Consider the following 18628-nt stretch of genomic DNA (forward strand, 5'->3'; position numbering starts at 1 on the left):
GGGGCGGCGCGTCGTTCCGCATATGACGCACGACTTGGTAGCCGCCCTGCACCCGCTGCTCACCGCCGAGGCCTCGGCGGAGGCATATGCCGCCGGGAGCGAGCCGGGTGATCTGGAGCAGGCCGTCTGGGTGCGTCTGCTGGAGCGGATGGCGGCCGAGGGGCCGCCACGCGATCCGCAGGGCTGGCTGCGTGCGGCCGTCCGCGCCGAGGCGCGCCGCAGCCGGCGCATCACCCGCCTGGAGCGGCCGTACGACGCCGAACCGGTGGACGACAGCCGCCCCGGTCCCGAACAGCTCGTCCTCGCGGCCGCCCGGTACCGCGCGCTGCGCGACGCGGTGCGCCGCCTGCCCGGCCGCTGCCCCCGGCTCATCGAGGCCCTGCTGTCCCCGAAGGATCTGACATACCGGGAGATCGCGGGGGAGTTGGGTATCTCACAGGGCAGTCTTGGCCCGGAACGATCCAGATGTCTGGGTTGTCTGCGCCGATTGCTCACGCCGGAGGTTGCGGCTCGCGAAGCGCGGGGATAGGAGTGGGGGACGACAGGTGATCAGGTGAGCGGGAGGCGTGCGCACATGGGCATGAGCGTGACCATCTCGGTGGCGACCGAGCAGGACGCGGAGCAGATCTTCCGGCTCCAGTACCTGTGCTTCCAGAGCGAGGCGGCGCTGTACGGCAATTACCGCATCGACCCGCTCGTCCAAACACTGGACTCCGTCCGCGAGGAGGTCACCTCCGACTGCGTCTTCGTCGCCCGGCTCGGCGAGGAGGTGGTCGGCTCGGTCCGCGGCAAGCTCGCCGAGGACGGTACGGCCGCCATCGGCAAGCTCTGTGTCCACCCGCGCCTCCAGGGCCACGGCATCGGCGCCCGGCTGCTGCGCGCGGCGGAGGCGGCGCTGGCGGAAGAGCGCGGCGCGACCCGCTTCCGCCTCTTCACCGGCCACCGCAGCGAGGGCAACCTCCGCCTGTACCGCCGCTCCGGCTACGAGACGGTGGGCCGCTCCAAGGGCGCCGACGGAGTGGAGATGATCGTCCTCGAAAAGCAGGCGGGGACGTACGCGGCTACGGCTTGACGGTGTTCTGCGCCTTCCGCAGCCAGTACATCGCGGAGATCGGCAGCAGCACCGGGATGAAGATGTACCCCGCCCCGTAGTACGACCAGACCGTCGTGTCCGGGAACGCCGAGTGGTCGACCAGGGTCCAGGTACCGACGAGCAGCACACCCGCGAGCTCGGCGGCACAGCACGCCAGTGCCGCCCTGCGGGCCGTCTCCCCGCCCCGGACGAGCGTGTACGTGATGAACCCGTACACGATCCCGGCAACAGCAGACAGCGAATAGGCCAGCGGCGCCCGCTGAAAGTCCGTGCTGATCTGGTACGCCGACCGCGACACCGCACCGACCACCATCACGCCGTAGAACCAGACGAGCAGCATGCCCGGCCCGCTGATCAACCGGGTCGGCTTGTCCTCCACCGCCGTCACCTCAGCCTCCCCAGATGTCATAGAGCCGTACCTCCAGCACGGCCAGCACCACACCGCCCGCGGCGACCGTCACCGAGCCCCACTTGGACCGCTCGGCCAGGGACATGAACCCCGCCGCCGGCACGCACGCGAACGCGCCCAGCAGATACGCCACGAAGATCGTCGTACCCTGCGCCGGCTTCTCGCCCCGCGCCAGCTGCACGATCCCGACCACCAGCTGCACCACCGCCAGCAGCGACACCACGGCCATGCCGATGAAGTGCCAGTCCTTGGTCGGCTGGTCCCGGTAGGCGGCCCAGCCGCACCAGGCGGCGAGCAACAGCGCGGCGACCCCGGTCACCAGCGTCAGGGCATTGAGCATGCGGTGACCTTATTACGGCCGAAACGGACGCCGACCGCCGACCCCGGCCGTAGGCCGTACCGCCGCAGGACTCCAGGCGGGCCGCGCCGCCGGAATGGTCACCGTGGCGTTGGCCACAACCCACCGGGCGGAGTGACCCGGCGCCGATCTCGTGGTGAAGGATCTGCCCCTCTCGTCGGCACTGGTCACCGACGGGGGTGTGGGGATCTCCGTCCGCCGCCGAGTGCGCCTTCCGGGCTGTCCGCCGCTGTCCAGTATCCGGACGGCGGCGACCGGTCAGCGCCATCCGTCTGCTTTACTGATCGCATGACCACGACGAGCTGCCGCATCCTTGCGACCGAGGCGACCATGACGCCCGGTGCTCGTTGTATGTGTCGCCTGATGTGTCGAATGTGCGCCTTCTAGAGGGCCCCCGCATCAGCTGAGCCTCGCGCCCCGAAGCGAGAGCCGTGGCATGTCCGTGTGCCGTACCCATACGAGACGCACATCCACTCTTCATGCCTGAACCGCATGCACCCGTGCCCGGGCACACCCACGCCCGCGCACTCGACAGTGACGGAAATCCTGTGATCACCACCTCGGGCCTGACGAAAATCTACCGGGCTCACCGTTCCCACGGCCGAGAGGTCACCGCCCTCGACGGCGTGGATCTCCACGTCCGCGAAGGCGAGGTCTACGGCGTCATCGGCCAGTCCGGCGCCGGCAAGTCCTCCCTCATCCGCTGCGTCAACCTGCTGGAGCGCCCCACCTCCGGCACCGTGACCGTCGCCGGGCAGGACCTCACCGCCCTCGCCGGGCGCGGCCCGCGCGCCGGCAAGGAGCTGCGCCGGGCGCGCAGCCGCATCGGCATGGTCTTCCAGCACTTCAACCTGCTCTCCTCGCGGACCGTGCAGGACAACGTCGAGCTGCCGCTGGAGATCCTCGGCACGTCCGGCAAGGAGCGCTCGCGCAAGGCGCTGGAGCTCCTCGACCTGGTCGGCCTCGCCGACAAGGCCAAGGCCTACCCGGCCCAGCTCTCCGGCGGGCAGAAGCAGCGCGTCGGCATCGCCCGTGCCCTCGCCGGCGACCCCAAGGTGCTCCTCTCCGACGAGGCCACCAGCGCCCTCGACCCCGAGACCACCCGCTCCATCCTCCAGCTGCTGCGCGACCTGAACCGGCAGCTGGGCCTGACCGTCCTGCTCATCACCCACGAGATGGACGTCGTGAAGTCGGTCTGCGACTCCGCCGCCCTCATGCAGAAGGGCCGGATCGTGGAGTCCGGCACGGTCAGCGAGCTGCTGGCCACCCCCGGCTCCGAGCTCGCCGCCGCGCTGTTCCCGGTCAGCGGTGAGCGCACGGGCGCCGACCGGACCGTCATCGACGTCACCTTCCACGGCGAGGCCGCCACCCAGCCGGTCATCTCCCAGCTCGCGCGCACCTACAACATCGACATCTCGATCCTCGGCGCCGCCATCGACACCGTCGGCGGCCTCCAGATCGGCCGCATGCGCATCGAGCTGCCCGGCCGCTACGAGGACAACGTGGTGCCGATCGGGTTCCTGCGCGAACAGGGCCTGCAGATCGACGTCGTGGGCCAGGAGGCCCTGCTGGTGAAGGAAGGTGCCAAGTGACCTGGTCCGAGATGCAGCCGCTGCTGTCGCAGGCGTGTACCGAGACGTTCCAGATGGTGCTGTGGTCCACCCTGATCGCCGTCGCCGTCGGCCTCCCGCTCGGCATCCTCCTCGTCCTCACGGACCGGGGCGGCCTGCTGCAGAACCTCCTCGCCAACAAGGTGACCGGCCAGATCGTGAACATCGGCCGGTCCATGCCCTTCATCATCCTGATGGTCGCGCTGATGAGCTTCACGCGCTGGGTCACCGGGACGACGATCGGTACGACCGCCGCGATCGTCCCGCTCGCCATCGGCGGCATCCCGTTCTTCGCCCGGCTGGTCGAGACGGCCGTCCGCGAAGTGGACAACGGTCTCGTCGAGGCCGTGCAGTCCATGGGCGGCAACACCTGGACGATCGTCCGCAAGGTCCTCGTCCCCGAGGCCCTGCCCTCGCTGATCGCCAGCACCACCACCACGGTCATCGCCCTCATCGGCTACTCCGCCATGGCCGGCACCGTCGGCGGCGGCGGCCTCGGCGACCTCGCCGTCCGCTACGGCTACCAGCGCTTCGAGACCCAGCTGATGTGGATCACCGTCGCGATCCTCGCCGTCGTGATCTCCCTCATCCAGTTCGCCGGCGACCTCGCGGCCCGCTCCCTGCACAGCCGCGGCGGCCGCTCCGGCCCGGCGCCGAAGCTCCGCCTGCTGAAGGCGACGGAGCCCGCTGCCGCCGACGTCAGCAAGGCCGCCTGAGGCCCGCAAAGACTCCCCGTACACCCACACACGGGGTCGCACCACCCTTAAGGAAAGGCACTTTTCGTGCGTAACACCGCCAAGCTCACCACCGCCGTCCTCGCCGCCGGAGCCCTCACCTTCGGGCTGACCGCCTGCGGCTCCGGCAGCTCCTCCGCCTCCCACGACTACAGCGGCCCGCTGGTCGTCGCCGCGAGCCCGACCCCGCACGCCGAGATCCTGGACTTCGTCAAGAAGAACCTGGCGAAGAAGGCGGGTCTCGACCTGGAGGTCAAGGAGTTCACGGACTACATCACGCCGAACACGGCGACCGAGGACGGCTCGGTGGACGCCAACTACTTCCAGAACCAGCCGTACCTGGACGACTTCAACAACAAGCGCGGCACCCACATCGTGCCCGTCGTCACGGTGCACCTGGAGCCGCTCGGCCTGTACTCCCACAAGGTCAAGAAGGCCGACGCGCTGAAGAGCGGCGCGACCATCGCCGTCCCGAACGACGCCGTCAACGAGGCCCGCGCACTGAAGCTGCTCGCCGCGAACGGGCTCATCACCCTCAAGCCCGGCGCCGGCAACGAGGCCACCCCGCAGGACATCGCCGAGAACCCCAAGAACCTCAAGTTCAAGGAGGTCGAGGCGGCCCAGACCCCGCGCTCCCTGGAGGACGTCGACGCGGCCGTGGTGAACGGCAACTACGCCATCTCCGCGGGCCTGAAGCCCGCCAAGAACGCGCTCGTCCTGGAGTCGGCGAAGAACAACCCGTACGCCAACTTCCTCGCCGTGAAGAAGGGCAACGAGAAGGACCCGCGGGTCGAGAAGCTCGCCAAGCTCCTCGTCTCGCCCGAGGTCAAGAAGTTCATCGCGGACAAGTACCAGGGCTCGGTCATCGCGTCCTTCTGATCCGACGCGCACACCCACGGGGTCCGCTCCCTCACCGGGGGCGGACCCCGTCGTGCGGTTCAGTGGTTTCATGCTGCATGCTGGGCAGTTCAGCAGGTCCTGAAGGTTTTTCCGAAGTTACGGAGCGGCGCATGAACGGCACCTTTCCCAACGTCTCCATCAGCACGGAGAGGTTGGTCCTGCGCCCCTTCGAGGAGTCGGACATCGAGGCCTTCGCCGAGATGATGAACGACGAACTGGTCACCACCTGGACCTCCGTCCCCCAGCCCTACACCGCGGCCGACGCCCGCGCCTGGATCACCGCGCAGGCCCCGGCCGAACGCGCCGACGGCCGAGGCATCGTGTTCGCCGTCGACGAGTTCCTCACCCAGCGCCTGGTCGGCACCGTCCATCTGAGCCACACCGACTGGCGGGTGCGCTCGACGGAGATCGCCTACGTCATCGCCCCGTGGGCCCGCGGCGAGGGCTATGCCTGCGAGGCGGCTCTGGCCACCGCGCAGTGGCTGTTCCACGACCAGAAGTTCGAGCGCCTGGAACTGCGCACCGCCGCCGACAACACCGCCTCCCAGCAGGTCGCGCAGAAGATCGGCTGCATCAGCGAGGGTGTACTGCGGGGTGCCTGGATAGCGCGCAGCAGGACAGCGGACGGGACGTGGGCGGATGTCCGCACCGACGTCATCGTCTGGAGCCTGCTGCCGGAGGACCTGTCCGGCACCGGCGGGCAGCCGGCCGACGCGGGCGGTTTCACCTCGTACTCGGACTGGAACTGAGCCGCTGCGTTTCACCGGGTACTCTCGGGGAGCCCGGCTACGGGACCGCACCCCTGACGACCTGCGAAGACCTGGAGAGAAACGACGATGGCCGACCGGGTCACGGTGATCGGCTGGGACGGCTCGCCGCTGACCGGCGCGGCACGCGCCGCCCTCGGCGCCGCCACGCTCGTGGCGGGCGCGGCCCACCACCTGGCGCTGCCCGAGGTGCCGCCCACCGCCGAACGCATCCGCCTGGGCAGCGTCGCGCTCGCCGCCCGCCGGATCGCCGCCCACCGCGGCACCGCGGTCGTGTTCGCCGACGGCGACCCCGGCTTCTTCGGCGTCGTACGCACCCTGCGCGCCCCGGAGTTCGGCCTGGAGGTCGAGGTCGTCCCCGCCGTCTCCTCCGTGGCCGCCGCCTTCGCCCGCGCCGGCATGCCCTGGGACGACGCCCAGGTGGTCGTCGCCCACCCGCGCACCCTGCGCCGGGCCGTGAACGTCTGCCGCGCCCACACCAAGGTCGCCGTCCTCACCGCCCCGGGCGCCGGACCCGCCGAGCTCGGGCTCCTGCTGGAGGGCGTCCACCGGACCTTCGTCATCTGCGAGGAACTGGGCACCGAACGCGAACAGGTCACCGTCGTCACTTCCGAGAACGCGGCCGACCACAGCTGGCGCGACCCCAACGTCGTCATCGTCATCGGCGGCCCGGCCGGTGCGGGGGAGAGCGGCGGCTGGATCGCCGGCCGCGACCCGGGCGCCGGACCGCGCGGCTGGGTCCAGCCCGACGAGACCTACGGCGACGGGCCCGGCGGGCTCGGCGAGGGCGAGCGGGAACTGCTGCGCGCCGCGCAACTCGCCCGTCTCGGCCCCCGGGTCGGCGACCTCGTCTGGGACATCGGCTGCGGTTCCGGAGCGTTCGCCGCCGAGGCCGCGCGCGCCGGCGCGGCCGTCATCGCCGTCGACCGGGACCCGCGGGCCTGCGCCCGGACCGACACGGCCGCGCGCCGGTACGGCGTCCAGCTCCAAGTCGTCCAGGGCACCGCCCCGCACGTCCTGGAGAACCTGCCCGAGCCGGACGTCGTCCGGGTCGGCGGCGGGGGAGCGGCCGTCGTCTCCGCGGTCGCCGACCGGCGCCCGCAGCGCATCGTGACGCATGCCGCGACCCGTGACGCGGCCGAACTCGTCGGGCGCGATCTGACCGAGCACGGATACCGGGTCGAGTGCGCGCTGCTGCAGTCCGTCGAACTCGACACCCGGGCCTGGACCGAGACCGAGCGGAGCGTCGCGTTCCTGCTCAGCGGCGTACTCCCGGATCGCAACCCGTGATCCTGTTGTCGTACTGCGCGCGGTAGGCTGGCCGATCGTTGTGCCACACCGGGCGGCCCGGAACTTCGTTCGCCAATGTCCGGAAAGCACGCCCGTTTTGGGGTGGGTGTGGTACTGCGGAACCGGAGGACGCGCAACGTGGCGCAGTCCACAGCGGGCCGTCGCGGATCATGCTGTCGCGACGGCGCAACGGCCGGGACAATGCCACTGAATGGCTTTGTCGCCTTTTCCGGCGGGTCGTTCGTGCCGCTGGGCACGGACGCTCGTTCTTCACTACGGGCGGTCGGTGCGCCGTTCCGGGTGAGCTGGTCGTAGGAGCACTAACCGATGGGCGAGGGGTACGCATGACCGACACCGGCCAGGTCCCGGCCGAGGGGCAGCCGGAGAGCGCAGGCATGGTGGAACAGCCGGGCGTCCCCGCGCACGGTGCGTACACCTACCTCTCCGAGGCACCCGCCGAAGACGAAGACCTGCTGCTGCCGGGCACCCAGGGCGCGTGGGGCAACGAGGTGCCGCCACCCGCTCCGGAACCGATCGTCGAGGCCGTCCACGAGCCGGGCCCGCACGAGACGGCCGGCCGCGACAGCGGCTCCGTCGACCTGAGCGGCGTCCGCCTGCCGAACCCGGCCGCGCCGTCCGCGCCGCAGTCACCCGTCCTGTCGGCCCCGCAGGACCAGCAGGCCGCGCCGCAGCCGCCGCGCCGTCCGCTGCACCTCGGCCCGCCGATCCCCGACGCCTCCGCGAGCCCGGTCCGCTCCCTCGCCGACCGCGGTCCCGCCGGAGCGCCGGTACGGCAGCCGGGTCCGCCCGCGACCGGGCCCGAGTACCTCGACGCGCAGCCGCTGCGCGACATGGCCCCGCAGAGTGCGGCCCCCTGGGGCGCGGCGCCCGCCGCCGCGGTGGCCGAGGCCGGCGCACCGGCTCCGGCCGCGGTGGTCCAGGTCGCGGCACAGGCACCGGCCGTCGAAACGGTTGCCCCGGCCGCCGTCGGCCCGTCCGAGGCGGCCGACGCCGCCCAGGCAACTGTCGCCCGCCTCGCGAACCAGGCGGCCGTAGAGGCTCCGGGCACGGCCCAGATGGTGCACGGTCACGACGGCGTGCAGCCCGTGCACGGCCACGACGGGGTGTATACGGCTCCTGAGGGGGCGGTTCCCGAGGGTGTTCAGCCGGTGGCCGCAGGTCAGGTGCCCGAGGGCGGCTTCGAGTCTGCCGCTTCCGATGGGCCCGAGGGCGTTCAGCCGGGTCAGGGCGAGACCGGGCAGGTCGCGCAGGGCGCGGCCGCTGCGCAGCCCGCCGAGGTCACGGCCGCCGAGGACGGTGGCGTGGTCGCCGCTCCCGGTGCGCCCGTGGACGAGGCGGTTCAGGCGCCCGGGACCGCGCCGGTCGCCGTCGAGGAGAGTGACGCGGCCGGCGATCAGGCCACCGCCGCCCACGCTGTCGCCCCGCAGGAGACGCCGCCGGCCGAGCAGGTTGCCGTTCAGGAGGCGGGAGCCGTACCGGCCGACGCCGCTACGGCGCCCGAGCACGCTCAGCCGTCCGAGAGCGAGGGCGCGCCGGTCGCCGTCGACGCCGGGCAGGCGTCCGCCGTCGCCGAGGGTGCCGTCGCCGTCGAAGGCGCCGCCGGGACCGCGGTCATCGTTTCCGCACCCGAGGTGTCGGAAGCGGCCCAGGTCGGTGCGCAGGCCGTTCCGGCGGGTCAGGCCCCGGAACAGAGCGAGAACGCACAGGCCGCCCACGTCAGCCAGGTCGCCGAGGTCGTCGAAGGGGCCGTCGCGGTCCAGGGCGCAGCCGAGGCCGCGGCAGCCGTTCCCGCCGCAGAGGTGCCGGCCGCCGCTCCGGAGGCCCTTCCCACCCCGGACGTAGTCGCCTCGGCGCAGCCCGACCCGCACACCCCCGGTGCCGTGGCGCCGCAGCCAGGCGCGGTGGAGGCCCAGCCCGCCGCCCAGCCCGTGGCCGCCACCGATGCCGTACAGGCACCCGAGCAGGCAGCGGCGCCCGCAGCCGACAACGTCCAGACGCCCGAGCAGTCCGCGGTACCCGCAGCCGACGCCGTACCGGCGCCCGCGCCCGTCACCCCGGCCCCCACGCCGCAGCCGCAAGCGCAGGCCACAGCACCCGAGCCCGCGGCCGAGGCCCCCACCACGCCCGAGCCGCACCTCTACCCGGCCCAGGGCCCGCAGTTGGCCGAACCCCTCGCGCAGGCCGCGCCCGACGCACCGCAGCCCCAGCCGGCCGCCGGCCTTCAGCCCCAGCCGGCCGCCGGCCTTCAGCCCCAGCCGGCCGCCGGCCTTCAGCCCCAGCCGGCCGCCGGCCTTCAGCCCCAGCCGGCCGCCGGCCTTCAGCCCCAGCCGGCCGTGGACCCGCACCCGCAGCCCCAGCCCGAGACAGTCGCTCCCGCCCCCGCCGGCCCGCAGATCCAGCCCGCCACGGCCACTCCCGCGCCGGCCGCCGCCGAAGCCGAGGCCGCGCGCCCGGCCGATGCTGTCGCCGCGCATCCGGAGGCTGCCGGGCAGCCCGCCCCCGCCGCACCGGCCGAGCCGCTGCCCTCCAACGTGGCGCCGCACCCGGAGCAGCCGCTCGGGCAGTTCGTGCCGGTCGAGGGCCAGGTGCCCACCACCCCGCATCTGGCGCCGACCCCGCCGCAGCCCCTGGTCATCCCCGAGGACGCGCCGGAGCCGTCGGCCATGGTGCCGGCGCCGCGCATGGGCGAGCCGGCTCCCGCGCCGGCGCCGGACGCGGAGCTCGCCCCCGATGTCGTACAGCAAGCGGAGGACCTGCAGACCAGGGCCGCCGACCAGGAAGAAGAGAGCACGGCCGCAGTGGCGGAAGCACCGAAGTCCACCGGCCCCGCCGCGCCCGGCTACGCCGACGCCGAGCGCGAGGCCGTCCTGAAGGTCATGCGCGAGCGCAGAGACATCCGCAACGGCTTCCGCAGCGACCCGATCCCGCACGAGGTGCTGCTGCGCGTCCTGGAGGCCGCCCACACGGCGCCCTCCGTGGGCCACTCGCAGCCCTGGGACTTCGTCGTCATCCGCTCCGCCGACACCCGGCAGACGATGCACGAACTGGCGATGCGGCAGCGCGAGGCGTACGCCAAGTCGCTGCCCAAGGGCCGGGCCAAGCAGTTCAAGGAACTGAAGATCGAGGCCATCCTCGACACCCCGGTCAACATCGTCGTCACCGCCGACCCCACCCGCGGCGGCCGGCACACCCTCGGCCGTCACACCCAGCCGCAGATGGCGCCCTACTCCTCGGCGCTCGCGGTGGAGAACCTCTGGCTCGCCGCCCGCGCCGAAGGCCTCGGCGTCGGCTGGGTCAGCTTCTTCGACGAGCGGGAGATGGTCCGCGCGCTCGGCCTGCCCGAGCACCTGGAGGTCGTCGCCTACCTGTGCGTCGGGTACGTCGACGAGTTCCCGGACGAGCCCGAGCTGATGCAGGCCGGCTGGTCCAAGCGACGCCCCCTGTCCTGGGTGGTGCACGAGGAGACGTACGGCCGCCGCGCCCTGCCCGGAGAGGAACCCCACGACCTGCTTGCCGAGACCGTCGCACAGATCCGCCCGCTCGACGCCAAGGCCCTCGGCGAGGCCTGGGAGCGCCAGAAGCGCATGACCAAGCCGGCCGGCGCGCTCGGCATGCTGGAGATCATCTCCGCGCAGCTGTCCGGGCTGTCCCGGCAGTGCCCGCCGCCGATCCCGGAGCCCGCAGCCGTCGCCATCTTCGCCGGTGACCACGGCGTGCACGCCCAGGGCGTCACCCCCTGGCCGCAGGAGGTCACCGCCCAGATGGTGGCCAACTTCCTCGGCGGGGGAGCGGTCTGCAACGCCTTCGCGGGCCAGGTCGGCGCCGAGGTGTGCGTCGTGGACGTCGGCGTCGCCGCCGACCTGCCCGCCACGCCCGGCCTGCTGCCCCGCAAGATCCGCGGCGGCACGTCCGACATGACCACCGGCCCCGCGATGACCCGCGAGGAGGCCAAGGCGGCCATCGAGGTCGGCATCGAGACCGCCCGCGACCTGGTGGCGGCCGGCAACAAGGCGCTGCTCACCGGCGAGATGGGCATCGCCAACACCACGGCGTCCGCCGCGCTGATCTCGGTGTTCACCGGCGCCGACCCGGCCGAGGTCACCGGCCGCGGCACGGGCATCAACGACGAGACGCTGGCCCGCAAGACCGAGGTCGTCCGCCGCGCCCTGGAACTCCACCAGCCGGACCCGGCCGACCCCATCGGCGTCCTCGCGGCCATCGGCGGGTTCGAGCACGCGGCGATGGTCGGCCTGCTCCTCGGCGGCGCCTCCCTGCGTACGCCGGTGATCCTGGACGGCGTCAGCGCCGGCGCCGCGGCCCTCGTGGCCCGCGCCATCGCCCCCGAGGTCCTCGCGGCCTGCATCGCCGGCCACCGCAGCGCGGAGCCCGGCCACGTGGCCGCCCTCAACAAGCTCGGCCTGCGCCCGCTGGTCGACCTGGACCTGCGCTTGGGCGAGGGCACGGGCGCCCTGCTGGCGCTGCCGCTGGTACAGAGCACGGCGCGGGCGATGCACGAGGTGGCTACGTTCGACTCGGCGGGTGTCACCGAGAAGTAGGCGTCACGGCATGGGGTGGTCCGGTGCCCAGCTGCCGGACCACCCGGTGCCCTCTGCCCTGCGCATCGCTAAAATCGCACGTCAGGGCCGCTCCGAAGGTGCAGCGCGCCCCCATCGCACAGCTGCACGAGGAGCCCCGCCATGGCCGAACACCCCGCCTACCCCGTAGGCCTTCGCCTCTCCGGCCGCCGCGTGGTCGTCCTCGGCGCCGGCACGGTGGCCCAGCGCCGCCTCCCCGCACTCATCGCAGCCGGCGCGGACATCGTCGTCGTATCCCCCGCGGCGACCCCCTCGGTCGAGGCCATGGCGGACGCGGGCGAGATCGCCTGGGTCAAGCGGCCCTACCAGGACGGCGACCTCGCCGAAGCCTGGTACGCCCTCATCGCCACCAGCGACCCCGAGGCCAACGCACAAGCCTCCGCCGAGGCCGAGCGCCACCGCGTCTGGTGCGTCCGCTCCGACAACGCCGACCGGGCGACCGCCTGGACCCCGGCCACCGGCCACAGCGAGGGCGTCACCGTCGCCGTGCTCACCACGGACGCGCGCGGTCGCGACCCCCGCCACACCGCCGCCATCCGGGACGCGGTGGTCGAAGGCCTGCGCGACGGCACCCTGGTGGCGCCCCACCACCGCACCCGCACCCCGGGCGTCGCCCTGGTCGGCGGCGGCCCCGGCGACCCCGACCTGATCACGGTCCGCGGGCGCCGGCTGCTCGCCGAGGCGGACGTCGTCATCGCCGACCGGCTCGGTCCGCGCGACCTGCTCGCCGAACTCCCGCCGCACGTCGAGGTGATCGACGCGGCGAAGATCCCGTACGGCCGCTACATGGCCCAGGAGGCCATCAACGACGCGCTCATCGAGCACGCCAAGCAGGGCAAGTCGGTCGTACGGCTCAAGGGCGGCGACCCGTTCGTCTTCGGCCGGGGCATGGAGGAGGTCCAGGCGCTCGCCGAGGCCGGCATCCCCTGCACCGTGGTCCCCGGCATCTCCAGCTCGATCTCCGTGCCGGGCGCGGCCGGCATCCCCGTCACCCACCGGGGCGTCGCCCACGAGTTCACGGTCGTCAGCGGCCATGTCGCCCCGGACGACGAGCGTTCCCTGGTCGACTGGCCGGCGCTGGCCAGGCTCACCGGCACACTCGTGATCCTCATGGGCGTCGACAAGATCGGGAAGATCGCCGAGACGCTCGTCGCCCACGGCAAGTCCCCGGACACTGCGGTGGCGCTGGTGCAGGAGGGTACGACGGCCGCGCAGCGCCGTGTCGATGCCACCCTCGCCACGGTCGCCGAGACCGTACGGACCGAGGAAGTGAAGCCCCCCGCGGTCATCGTCATCGGCGAGGTCGTCACGGTCGGCCCCGGGTCCCCGGCCTGACGGGTCCTTGATCACGCGTAACCCGGGGTAACACACCCCTTCCCAGCCGTTGGCACCACACCCAGGACAAGGCAGTATCACCCTGTGGCCGATCTCATCACCGTCGAGGATCCCGACGACCCCCGTCTCTCCGACTACACGGGCCTGACCGACGTCGAGCTGCGCCGCAAGCGCGAGCCCGCCGAGGGCCTGTTCATCGCCGAGGGCGAGAAGGTCATCCGCAGGGCCAAGGAAGCGGGCTACGAGATGCGCTCCATGCTGCTCTCGGCCAAGTGGATCGACGTCATGCGCGACGTCATCGACGAACTGCCCGCACCCGTCTACGCCGTGAGCCCCGAACTCGCCGAGCAGGTCACCGGCTACCACGTGCACCGCGGCGCCCTCGCCTCGATGCAGCGCAAGCCGCTGCCCACGGCCGGCGAACTCCTGCGCTCCGCCCGCCGGGTGGTGGTCATGGAGTCGGTCAACGACCACACCAACATCGGCGCGATCTTCCGCTCGGCGGCCGCCCTCGGCATGGACGCGGTGCTGCTGTCGCCCGACTGCGCCGACCCGCTGTACCGGCGGAGCGTCAAGGTGTCCATGGGCGCGGTGTTCTCGGTGCCGTACGCCCGGCTGGAGACCTGGCCGAAGGGCCTGGAGCAGGTCCGTGAGGCCGGCTTCGCTCTGCTCGCCCTCACCCCGGACGACAAGGCCCGCAGCCTCGACGAGGCCGCCCCGCACAGGATGGACCGCGTGGCGCTGATGCTCGGCGCCGAGGGCGACGGCCTGTCCACCCAGGCCCTGGTCGCCGCCGACGAATGGGTCCGTATCCCGATGTCCCACGGCGTCGACTCGCTCAACGTGGGAGCGGCCGCGGCGGTCGCCTTCTACGCGGTGGCCACGGGCCGCCCGGAGTCCTGAGTCCCTCGCCCGCCGGACCGGACTCCTGCGCGGCTGCTACCCGGCGGGCTCGTGACGTGCCCGAGGCGTGAGCCCTTGACGCCCCGGCTGCCCCCGGGGCGTCGGTCACTTCCCGAAGTCCTGGCTCGGCGGTGACTCGTACCCATGGGACGCCGGCTGGTCGGCATCCGTGGTCAGGGGGCTCGGCTGGGCGTGCTGCTGGTGCCGGCCGCTGTCGTCGCCGAGCCCGCGTGCCGGGCCCTGGCAGCCCTGGGCCACCGCGATGCCGAGGGCCACGAGCAGCGTCACCACGACGAACACGAAGAGCCGCTGGCGCAGCAGCCGGGGATTGGCCGGCCGCAGCCCGGTGCCCGTCGTACGCTGCGCCGGCCGCCCGGAGGCGTTGCGCCCGGCGGGACGCTTTCCGCTGCCCGAGCGCGGGCCGCCGGCGCGCGGCACCGGGGTCGGGCGTGCCGAGCCAGGCCGCGCGGGGACACCCGTACCGTTGCCGCGCGGGCCGTTGCCGGCACCGCCGCGCGCCGGGACACCGCTCCGGGAGGGGGCGCTGCCGCGCGGCACCGGCGTGCCGGGGGAGGTGCGCCGCTGGGTGCGCTGCTGCTCGGGGTAGGTGTCGACGAGCCGCCCGGTGGGCCGGTCCGCCTCCGCGGCGCGCGGCGCGGGCGGCCGTACGTCGGCCAGCCCCTGTGCCTCACGCGCGGCGATCTCCTTCAGCCGCAGCGACAGCTGCAGCGTGCTGGGCCGGTCGTCGGGGTCCTTCGCCAGGCAGGCCCGCACCAGCGGGGCGAGCGCGTCCGGTACGCCGTGCAGCTGCGCTTCCTCGTGCACCACCCGGTACAGCATCACCTCGGAACTGCCGTGCCCGAAGGGCGAGTCGCCGGTGGAGGCGTAGGCGAGGGTGGCACCCAGGGAGAAGACGTCCGTCGCCGGGGTGACGGCCGCGCCGCGCACCTGTTCGGGCGCGAGGAAGCCGGGCGAACCGACCGCCGTACCGACGTGGGTGAGCGTGGAGGCGCCGGTGGCCCAGGCGATGCCGAAGTCGATGATCCGCGGCCCCTTCGGGGACAGCAGGATGTTGGAGGGCTTGAGGTCCCGGTGGACCACACCGGCCTCGTGCACGGCGACCAGGCCCTCGGACAGCGCCGCGCCGATCGATGCGGCGTCGGCCGCGCCGAGCGGGCCCTCGTCGGCGACCTTGTCGTGCAGGGACGGCCCGGGCACGTACTGTGTGGCGAACCAGGGCCGCTCGGCCTCCAGGTCGGCTGCCACCAGCCGGGCGGTACAGCCGCCCCTGATCCGCCGGGCGGCGGAGACCTCACGCGCGAACCGCGACCGGAATTCCTGATCCTCCGCCAGGTCGGGCCGGATCACCTTCAGCGCGACCCGCTGCCCCTTCTTGTCGGAGCCGAGGTAGACCACGCCCATCCCGCCCGCGCCGAGCCGTCGGTGAAGCCTGAACGAGCCGACGACGCGCGGGTCCTCGCGCCTCAGGCGCATCATCGCCATGTTCATCCCCGCTGCCCGGTCCCTGTGACGTGGCACAGCTTACGTTTCCACGGCCGCCTGCGCGCAGAGGCCGCGCCCTCCGCCCCGGACGGATTGTGCGGGCGGTCGATACCAGGTGAAACACGGTCAGGAAGTCGGCCGCTTCCGGGACATTGAGCAAGACGTGGACCCAACCGATGCTGAGCGCAGGGGCGTTGACGGTTCGTCGCGGCAGGTGGTGCCGGTCCGCGCACCCCCTCCACCCCCACCGGGGACCGGCCGGGGGACAGGGCAGGGAACGGATCACGAACCGGCCGCAGCACATGCTCCACCCCCGGTCGAAGTGATCGAAGTCACTCCTCCCAGCCCATCGGACGCTTCGGAAATGACCGGACACAGTGGGCGACCCCTCCGGGAAGACCCCGAGACCCTGAGCCGTGTCTCCACCCAGGGGAGTACGTCCCAGGTCATGGCTCATCCTCGGGGAGGCCCGGCAATCGGTACGAAGGCATGACGCCCGGGACCGGCCCCGTGCCTAGATTTGAGGTCAAGCGGCGGGTGCAGCACTCGTCCCCCGAGGTCAGACACCCGCCGCTGCCGACGACAACCGACACGGTCAGGAGAGGGACCATGGCCCACACGGCACCGCGACGTCCCGCGTTCGCACCCCGCCGGACGGGCCGCCGCCACCCCCTGGTGGCGACGCTCATGGCCCTTCCCCTGGCGGCCCTGCTCCTGCTCGTCTTCGACGGCTGGGAGACGGTGGCCACACAGGCGTCGTCCGTGGGTGCGATGCTGGGGCGCTGAGCGGCGACCCCAGGCCCGGAAGAGCGGTCCGGGCGGGGACATCCATCCAGGAAACCCCGTGGGGACGGGGGTGCGGCGGACGGCACAAATGCCGGCGCAGCTGGGGAGCTGCGCCGGCATTGCGCCGTTTACGGGGCGACCGCGAGCCTGCGGGTACGCATTCCGGGCGCGGCCGCCTTCGAAGTGGCACCCCGCCGGCGCGGGCCGGCGAGACCCGCCCCCGCCCGGCGCGAGTTCCGGGCAGCAGCCGAGCGACCCCCCCGAAGCCGTCGTACGCTCACCCTCAGCCCCGCGACCCCAGAGGCCCCCTTGACCCTCCTCCCCGCGCTCACCGCAGAGGTCAGAGCCGCCGCCCACCCGGACAACGCCGAAGGCCCCTGCACCTGCACCGGCACCTGCGGCCCCCTCGCCGACCGCCCGGACGCCACCGTCGTACGGCACGCCGGCACCGTCGCCAAGGCCCACGCCCCGGGCACGGACCCCGCCGAGCTGACCCTCCGCCTGGCCACCGCCGCCCGTCTCCCGGACGTGCTCCTGCCCCCGCTCGCCCCGGCCCCCACTCCGTTGCGGGACCGCCTGGTGACCTTCTGGCCGTACGGCACCCCCGTGGACCCCGACGCCCCGGACGCGGCCCCCTGGGAGGCCACCGCCACCCTCCTCGCCCGCCTGCACCGCACGCCCCCGCCCGACGGCCTGCCTGCGATGCGCGGTCCCGCCAAGGCCGCCCGGGCCGTCGCCCGGCTCCACGCTGCCCTGCGCACCGAACCCCGGGCGGCGGCCGTCCCCGTCCTCGCCGCCTGGGCCGCCCTCCCCGCCTGGGCCCGCGCCGAGGCCCCCATGCCCGGCGCCCCCGCCCTCTGCCACGGCGACCTGCACCTCGGCCAGCTCGTCCGGCACCCGGCACCGGACGGCCCCTGGCGGCTGATCGACGTCGACGACCTGGGAACCGGCGTCCCGGCCTGGGACCTGGCCCGTCCCGCCGCCTGGTACGCCTGCGGGCTCCTCCCGCCCGACGAGTGGACCCGTTTCCTCGGCGCGTACCAGCGGGCCGGCGGCCCGGCCGTACCCGCGGCCGGTGACCCCTGGCCCGTCCTGGACGTCCCGGCCCGCGCGCTGACCGTGCAGACGGCCGCCCTCGCCGTCACCAAGGCGGTCGCGGCCGGCCGTCCGCTGGACGAGGTGGAACAGGCCATCGTCGACGCATGTGCCCGAATGGCCCCGATTCCACACCAGTTGGCGCCCGGGGTCACGGACTAGGCTGCAACCGTCCCGGGCTGGACGGAGTCTGTCCTGGGGGGATCCGAAGCAGGACCGACCGGCGAGGAGTTGAGCCGACGATGCATTGTCCGAAGTGCCATGCGCCGATGCACACCTACAACCGCAACGGCGTCCAGATCGAGCAGTGCAGCGGCTGCCGCGGCATCTTTCTCGACTACGGCGAGCTGGAGGCGCTGACGCAGCTGGAGGCCCAGTGGTCCAGGTCCGTCCCGCCGGCCCCGCAGTCGTACCCGGCCCCGCCCGCGCCCGCCTGGGGCGCCCCGCACGGCGGCCACCACGGCGGTCACCACGGTGGTCACGAGCACTACGGCCACCACGGTCACCATGGCCACAAGAGCTGGGCTCACATGCTCTTCTCCAGCTGATCCGGCTGGGCGCACGAAGAAGCCCCCGGCCGTACGAGACGGCCGGGGGCTCCTTGTGGTGTGGACGATACTGGGATTGAACCAGTGACCTCTTCCGTGTCAGGGAAGCGCTCTCCCGCTGAGCTAATCGTCCGAAGGCTGTGACCCGGGGGTCACAGTCGGTGCGCGATACTGGGATTGAACCAGTGACCTCTTCCGTGTCAGGGAAGCGCTCTCCCGCTGAGCTAATCGCGCGGGTGGGGATCTTGGCGAAGACCCGTGGATCTTGGGAGAAGATCCAGTGGACGATACTGGGATTGAACCAGTGACCTCTTCCGTGTCAGGGAAGCGCTCTCCCGCTGAGCTAATCGTCCTTGGAGGTGGAGACGGGATTTGAACCCGTGTAGACGGCTTTGCAGGCCGTTGCCTCGCCTCTCGGCCACTCCACCAGGAGTGTAGGGGATCGGGAAGACCCCTTCTTCCTTCGAGCGGACGACGAGGCTCGAACTCGCGACCTCAACCTTGGCAAGGTTGCGCTCTACCAACTGAGCTACGTCCGCTTGTCGTTTCGATCCGCTTCCGCGGCCCGGCGACGTGTTGAACTCTAGCGGATTCCCGGGCCAGTACAAAAACGCGTTTGCGCAGCGTGTGCCGCTGCCCCCGGCGGACCCCGTGGTCAGGGCTCCCTCCGGGACATCCCGG

Annotated in this window: 16 protein-coding genes, 5 tRNA genes and 1 pseudogene; 14 read left to right on the forward strand and 8 right to left on the reverse strand. The window is 72.8% G+C overall.

The annotated features are described in order from the left end of the window. Positions 1-22 precede the first annotated feature (22 nt). Together BFF78_RS33750 and BFF78_RS33755 are read left to right on the forward strand one after the other, a co-directional pair. Positions 23-529 carry a sigma-70 family RNA polymerase sigma factor gene (locus BFF78_RS33750; RefSeq protein ID WP_069781911.1) on the forward strand — a complete coding sequence of 169 codons (507 nt, stop codon included), beginning with the start codon at positions 23-25 and terminating at the stop codon, positions 527-529. 45 nt (positions 530-574) lie between these two features. Beyond that, entirely contained in the window at positions 575-1072 is a 498-nt protein-coding gene (locus BFF78_RS33755) for a GNAT family N-acetyltransferase (RefSeq protein ID WP_069781912.1), read from the forward strand. On the opposite strand, the gene BFF78_RS33760 is transcribed toward BFF78_RS33755, so the two are convergent. Together BFF78_RS33760 and BFF78_RS33765 are read right to left on the reverse strand one after the other, a co-directional pair. Further along, entirely contained in the window at positions 1062-1502 is a 441-nt protein-coding gene (locus BFF78_RS33760; RefSeq protein WP_193433592.1) for a hypothetical protein, read from the reverse strand. The two genes, BFF78_RS33755 and BFF78_RS33760, sit on opposite strands and share 11 nt — an antisense overlap. Then, positions 1483-1842, reverse strand: coding sequence for a hypothetical protein (locus BFF78_RS33765; RefSeq protein ID WP_069781914.1), 360 nt, complete (start codon positions 1840-1842; stop codon positions 1483-1485). Before BFF78_RS33765 ends, BFF78_RS33760 begins: the two co-directional genes overlap by 20 nt. A 64-nt stretch (positions 1843-1906) precedes the next feature. On the opposite strand from BFF78_RS33765, the pseudogene BFF78_RS48560 reads away from it, so the two are divergent. The 9 genes and pseudogenes from BFF78_RS48560 to BFF78_RS33805 all read left to right on the forward strand — a co-directional run. Then, positions 1907-2059, forward strand: a pseudogene (locus tag BFF78_RS48560) (HAD family hydrolase); the annotation flags it as partial. Positions 2060-2408: 349 nt separating this feature from the next. Next, positions 2409-3452: a methionine ABC transporter ATP-binding protein gene (locus BFF78_RS33770; protein WP_069781915.1), complete on the forward strand. Its 1044-nt coding sequence runs from the start codon at positions 2409-2411 to the stop codon at positions 3450-3452. Continuing rightward, positions 3449-4186: a methionine ABC transporter permease gene (locus tag BFF78_RS33775; RefSeq protein WP_069781916.1), complete on the forward strand. Its 738-nt coding sequence runs from the start codon at positions 3449-3451 to the stop codon at positions 4184-4186. The genes BFF78_RS33770 and BFF78_RS33775 overlap by 4 nt, the downstream gene beginning before the upstream one ends. A gap of 66 nt (positions 4187-4252) precedes the next feature. Further along, complete coding sequence (locus BFF78_RS33780; RefSeq protein ID WP_069781917.1) at positions 4253-5083, forward strand: MetQ/NlpA family ABC transporter substrate-binding protein; 831 nt, start codon at positions 4253-4255, stop codon at positions 5081-5083. Positions 5084-5214: 131 nt separating this feature from the next. Beyond that, complete coding sequence (locus BFF78_RS33785) at positions 5215-5853, forward strand: GNAT family N-acetyltransferase (protein ID WP_069781918.1); 639 nt, start codon at positions 5215-5217, stop codon at positions 5851-5853. 87 nt (positions 5854-5940) lie between these two features. Beyond that, positions 5941-7161: a precorrin-6y C5,15-methyltransferase (decarboxylating) subunit CbiE gene (cbiE, locus tag BFF78_RS33790; RefSeq protein WP_069781919.1), complete on the forward strand. Its 1221-nt coding sequence runs from the start codon at positions 5941-5943 to the stop codon at positions 7159-7161. Positions 7162-7505: 344 nt separating this feature from the next. Further along, on the forward strand, positions 7506-11738 hold the full coding sequence (cobT, locus tag BFF78_RS33795; protein WP_069781920.1) for a nicotinate-nucleotide--dimethylbenzimidazole phosphoribosyltransferase: 4233 nt from the start codon (positions 7506-7508) through the stop codon (positions 11736-11738). A 141-nt stretch (positions 11739-11879) separates the two neighbouring features. After that, complete coding sequence (gene cobA, locus BFF78_RS33800; RefSeq protein ID WP_069781921.1) at positions 11880-13112, forward strand: uroporphyrinogen-III C-methyltransferase; 1233 nt, start codon at positions 11880-11882, stop codon at positions 13110-13112. Positions 13113-13196: 84 nt separating this feature from the next. Then, positions 13197-14015: a TrmH family RNA methyltransferase gene (locus tag BFF78_RS33805; RefSeq protein ID WP_069781922.1), complete on the forward strand. Its 819-nt coding sequence runs from the start codon at positions 13197-13199 to the stop codon at positions 14013-14015. A gap of 105 nt (positions 14016-14120) precedes the next feature. Here the strand turns inward: BFF78_RS33805 and BFF78_RS33810 are convergent, their stop codons facing one another. After that, entirely contained in the window at positions 14121-15524 is a 1404-nt protein-coding gene (locus BFF78_RS33810) for a serine/threonine-protein kinase (protein WP_069781923.1), read from the reverse strand. Between the two features lie 603 nt (positions 15525-16127). On the opposite strand from BFF78_RS33810, the gene BFF78_RS47060 reads away from it, so the two are divergent. The 3 genes from BFF78_RS47060 to BFF78_RS33820 all read left to right on the forward strand — a co-directional run bounded on the left by BFF78_RS47060 (position 16128) and on the right by BFF78_RS33820 (position 17947). Then, positions 16128-16304, forward strand: a complete 177-nt coding sequence (locus BFF78_RS47060) for a hypothetical protein (protein ID WP_030343942.1) — start codon at positions 16128-16130, stop codon at positions 16302-16304. Between the two features lie 309 nt (positions 16305-16613). Then, positions 16614-17561, forward strand: a complete 948-nt coding sequence (locus BFF78_RS33815; protein WP_069781924.1) for a phosphotransferase family protein — start codon at positions 16614-16616, stop codon at positions 17559-17561. Positions 17562-17641: 80 nt separating this feature from the next. Next, positions 17642-17947 carry a TFIIB-type zinc ribbon-containing protein gene (locus BFF78_RS33820; RefSeq protein WP_079161583.1) on the forward strand — a complete coding sequence of 102 codons (306 nt, stop codon included), beginning with the start codon at positions 17642-17644 and terminating at the stop codon, positions 17945-17947. Positions 17948-18008: 61 nt separating this feature from the next. Here BFF78_RS33820 and BFF78_RS33825 read toward each other — a convergent pair. From BFF78_RS33825 to BFF78_RS33845, 5 genes are all read right to left on the reverse strand, one after another. After that, positions 18009-18080: transfer RNA gene (locus BFF78_RS33825), tRNA-Val, on the reverse strand. Between the two features lie 29 nt (positions 18081-18109). Then, positions 18110-18181: transfer RNA gene (locus BFF78_RS33830), tRNA-Val, on the reverse strand. Between the two features lie 47 nt (positions 18182-18228). Further along, positions 18229-18300, reverse strand: a tRNA-Val gene (locus BFF78_RS33835). A gap of 1 nt (position 18301) precedes the next feature. Then, a tRNA-Cys gene (locus BFF78_RS33840) sits at positions 18302-18375 on the reverse strand. Between the two features lie 38 nt (positions 18376-18413). Further along, positions 18414-18486, reverse strand: a tRNA-Gly gene (locus BFF78_RS33845). Positions 18487-18628 lie beyond the last annotated feature (142 nt).

The sequence above is a fragment of the Streptomyces fodineus genome, from assembly GCF_001735805.1.
In the GTDB taxonomy this organism is placed as follows: Bacteria; Actinomycetota; Actinomycetes; order Streptomycetales; family Streptomycetaceae; genus Streptomyces; species Streptomyces fodineus.

Bases quoted from the DNA above. Each gene is read 5' to 3' on its own strand.
- BFF78_RS33750 (WP_069781911.1), top strand. From the start codon at position 23: ATGACGCACGACTTGGTAGCCGCCCTGCACCCGCTGCTCACCGCCGAG.
- BFF78_RS33820 (WP_079161583.1), top strand. From the start codon at position 17,642: ATGCATTGTCCGAAGTGCCATGCGCCGATGCACACCTACAACCGCAAC.
- BFF78_RS33765 (WP_069781914.1), bottom strand. From the start codon at position 1,842: ATGCTCAATGCCCTGACGCTGGTGACCGGGGTCGCCGCGCTGTTGCTC.
- cbiE (WP_069781919.1), top strand. From the start codon at position 5,941: ATGGCCGACCGGGTCACGGTGATCGGCTGGGACGGCTCGCCGCTGACC.
- BFF78_RS33760 (WP_193433592.1), bottom strand. From the start codon at position 1,502: ATGACATCTGGGGAGGCTGAGGTGACGGCGGTGGAGGACAAGCCGACC.
- BFF78_RS33785 (WP_069781918.1), top strand. From the start codon at position 5,215: ATGAACGGCACCTTTCCCAACGTCTCCATCAGCACGGAGAGGTTGGTC.
- BFF78_RS33755 (WP_069781912.1), top strand. From the start codon at position 575: ATGGGCATGAGCGTGACCATCTCGGTGGCGACCGAGCAGGACGCGGAG.
- BFF78_RS47060 (WP_030343942.1), top strand. From the start codon at position 16,128: ATGGCCCACACGGCACCGCGACGTCCCGCGTTCGCACCCCGCCGGACG.
- BFF78_RS33810 (WP_069781923.1), bottom strand. From the start codon at position 15,524: ATGAACATGGCGATGATGCGCCTGAGGCGCGAGGACCCGCGCGTCGTC.
- cobT (WP_069781920.1), top strand. From the start codon at position 7,506: ATGACCGACACCGGCCAGGTCCCGGCCGAGGGGCAGCCGGAGAGCGCA.
- cobA (WP_069781921.1), top strand. From the start codon at position 11,880: ATGGCCGAACACCCCGCCTACCCCGTAGGCCTTCGCCTCTCCGGCCGC.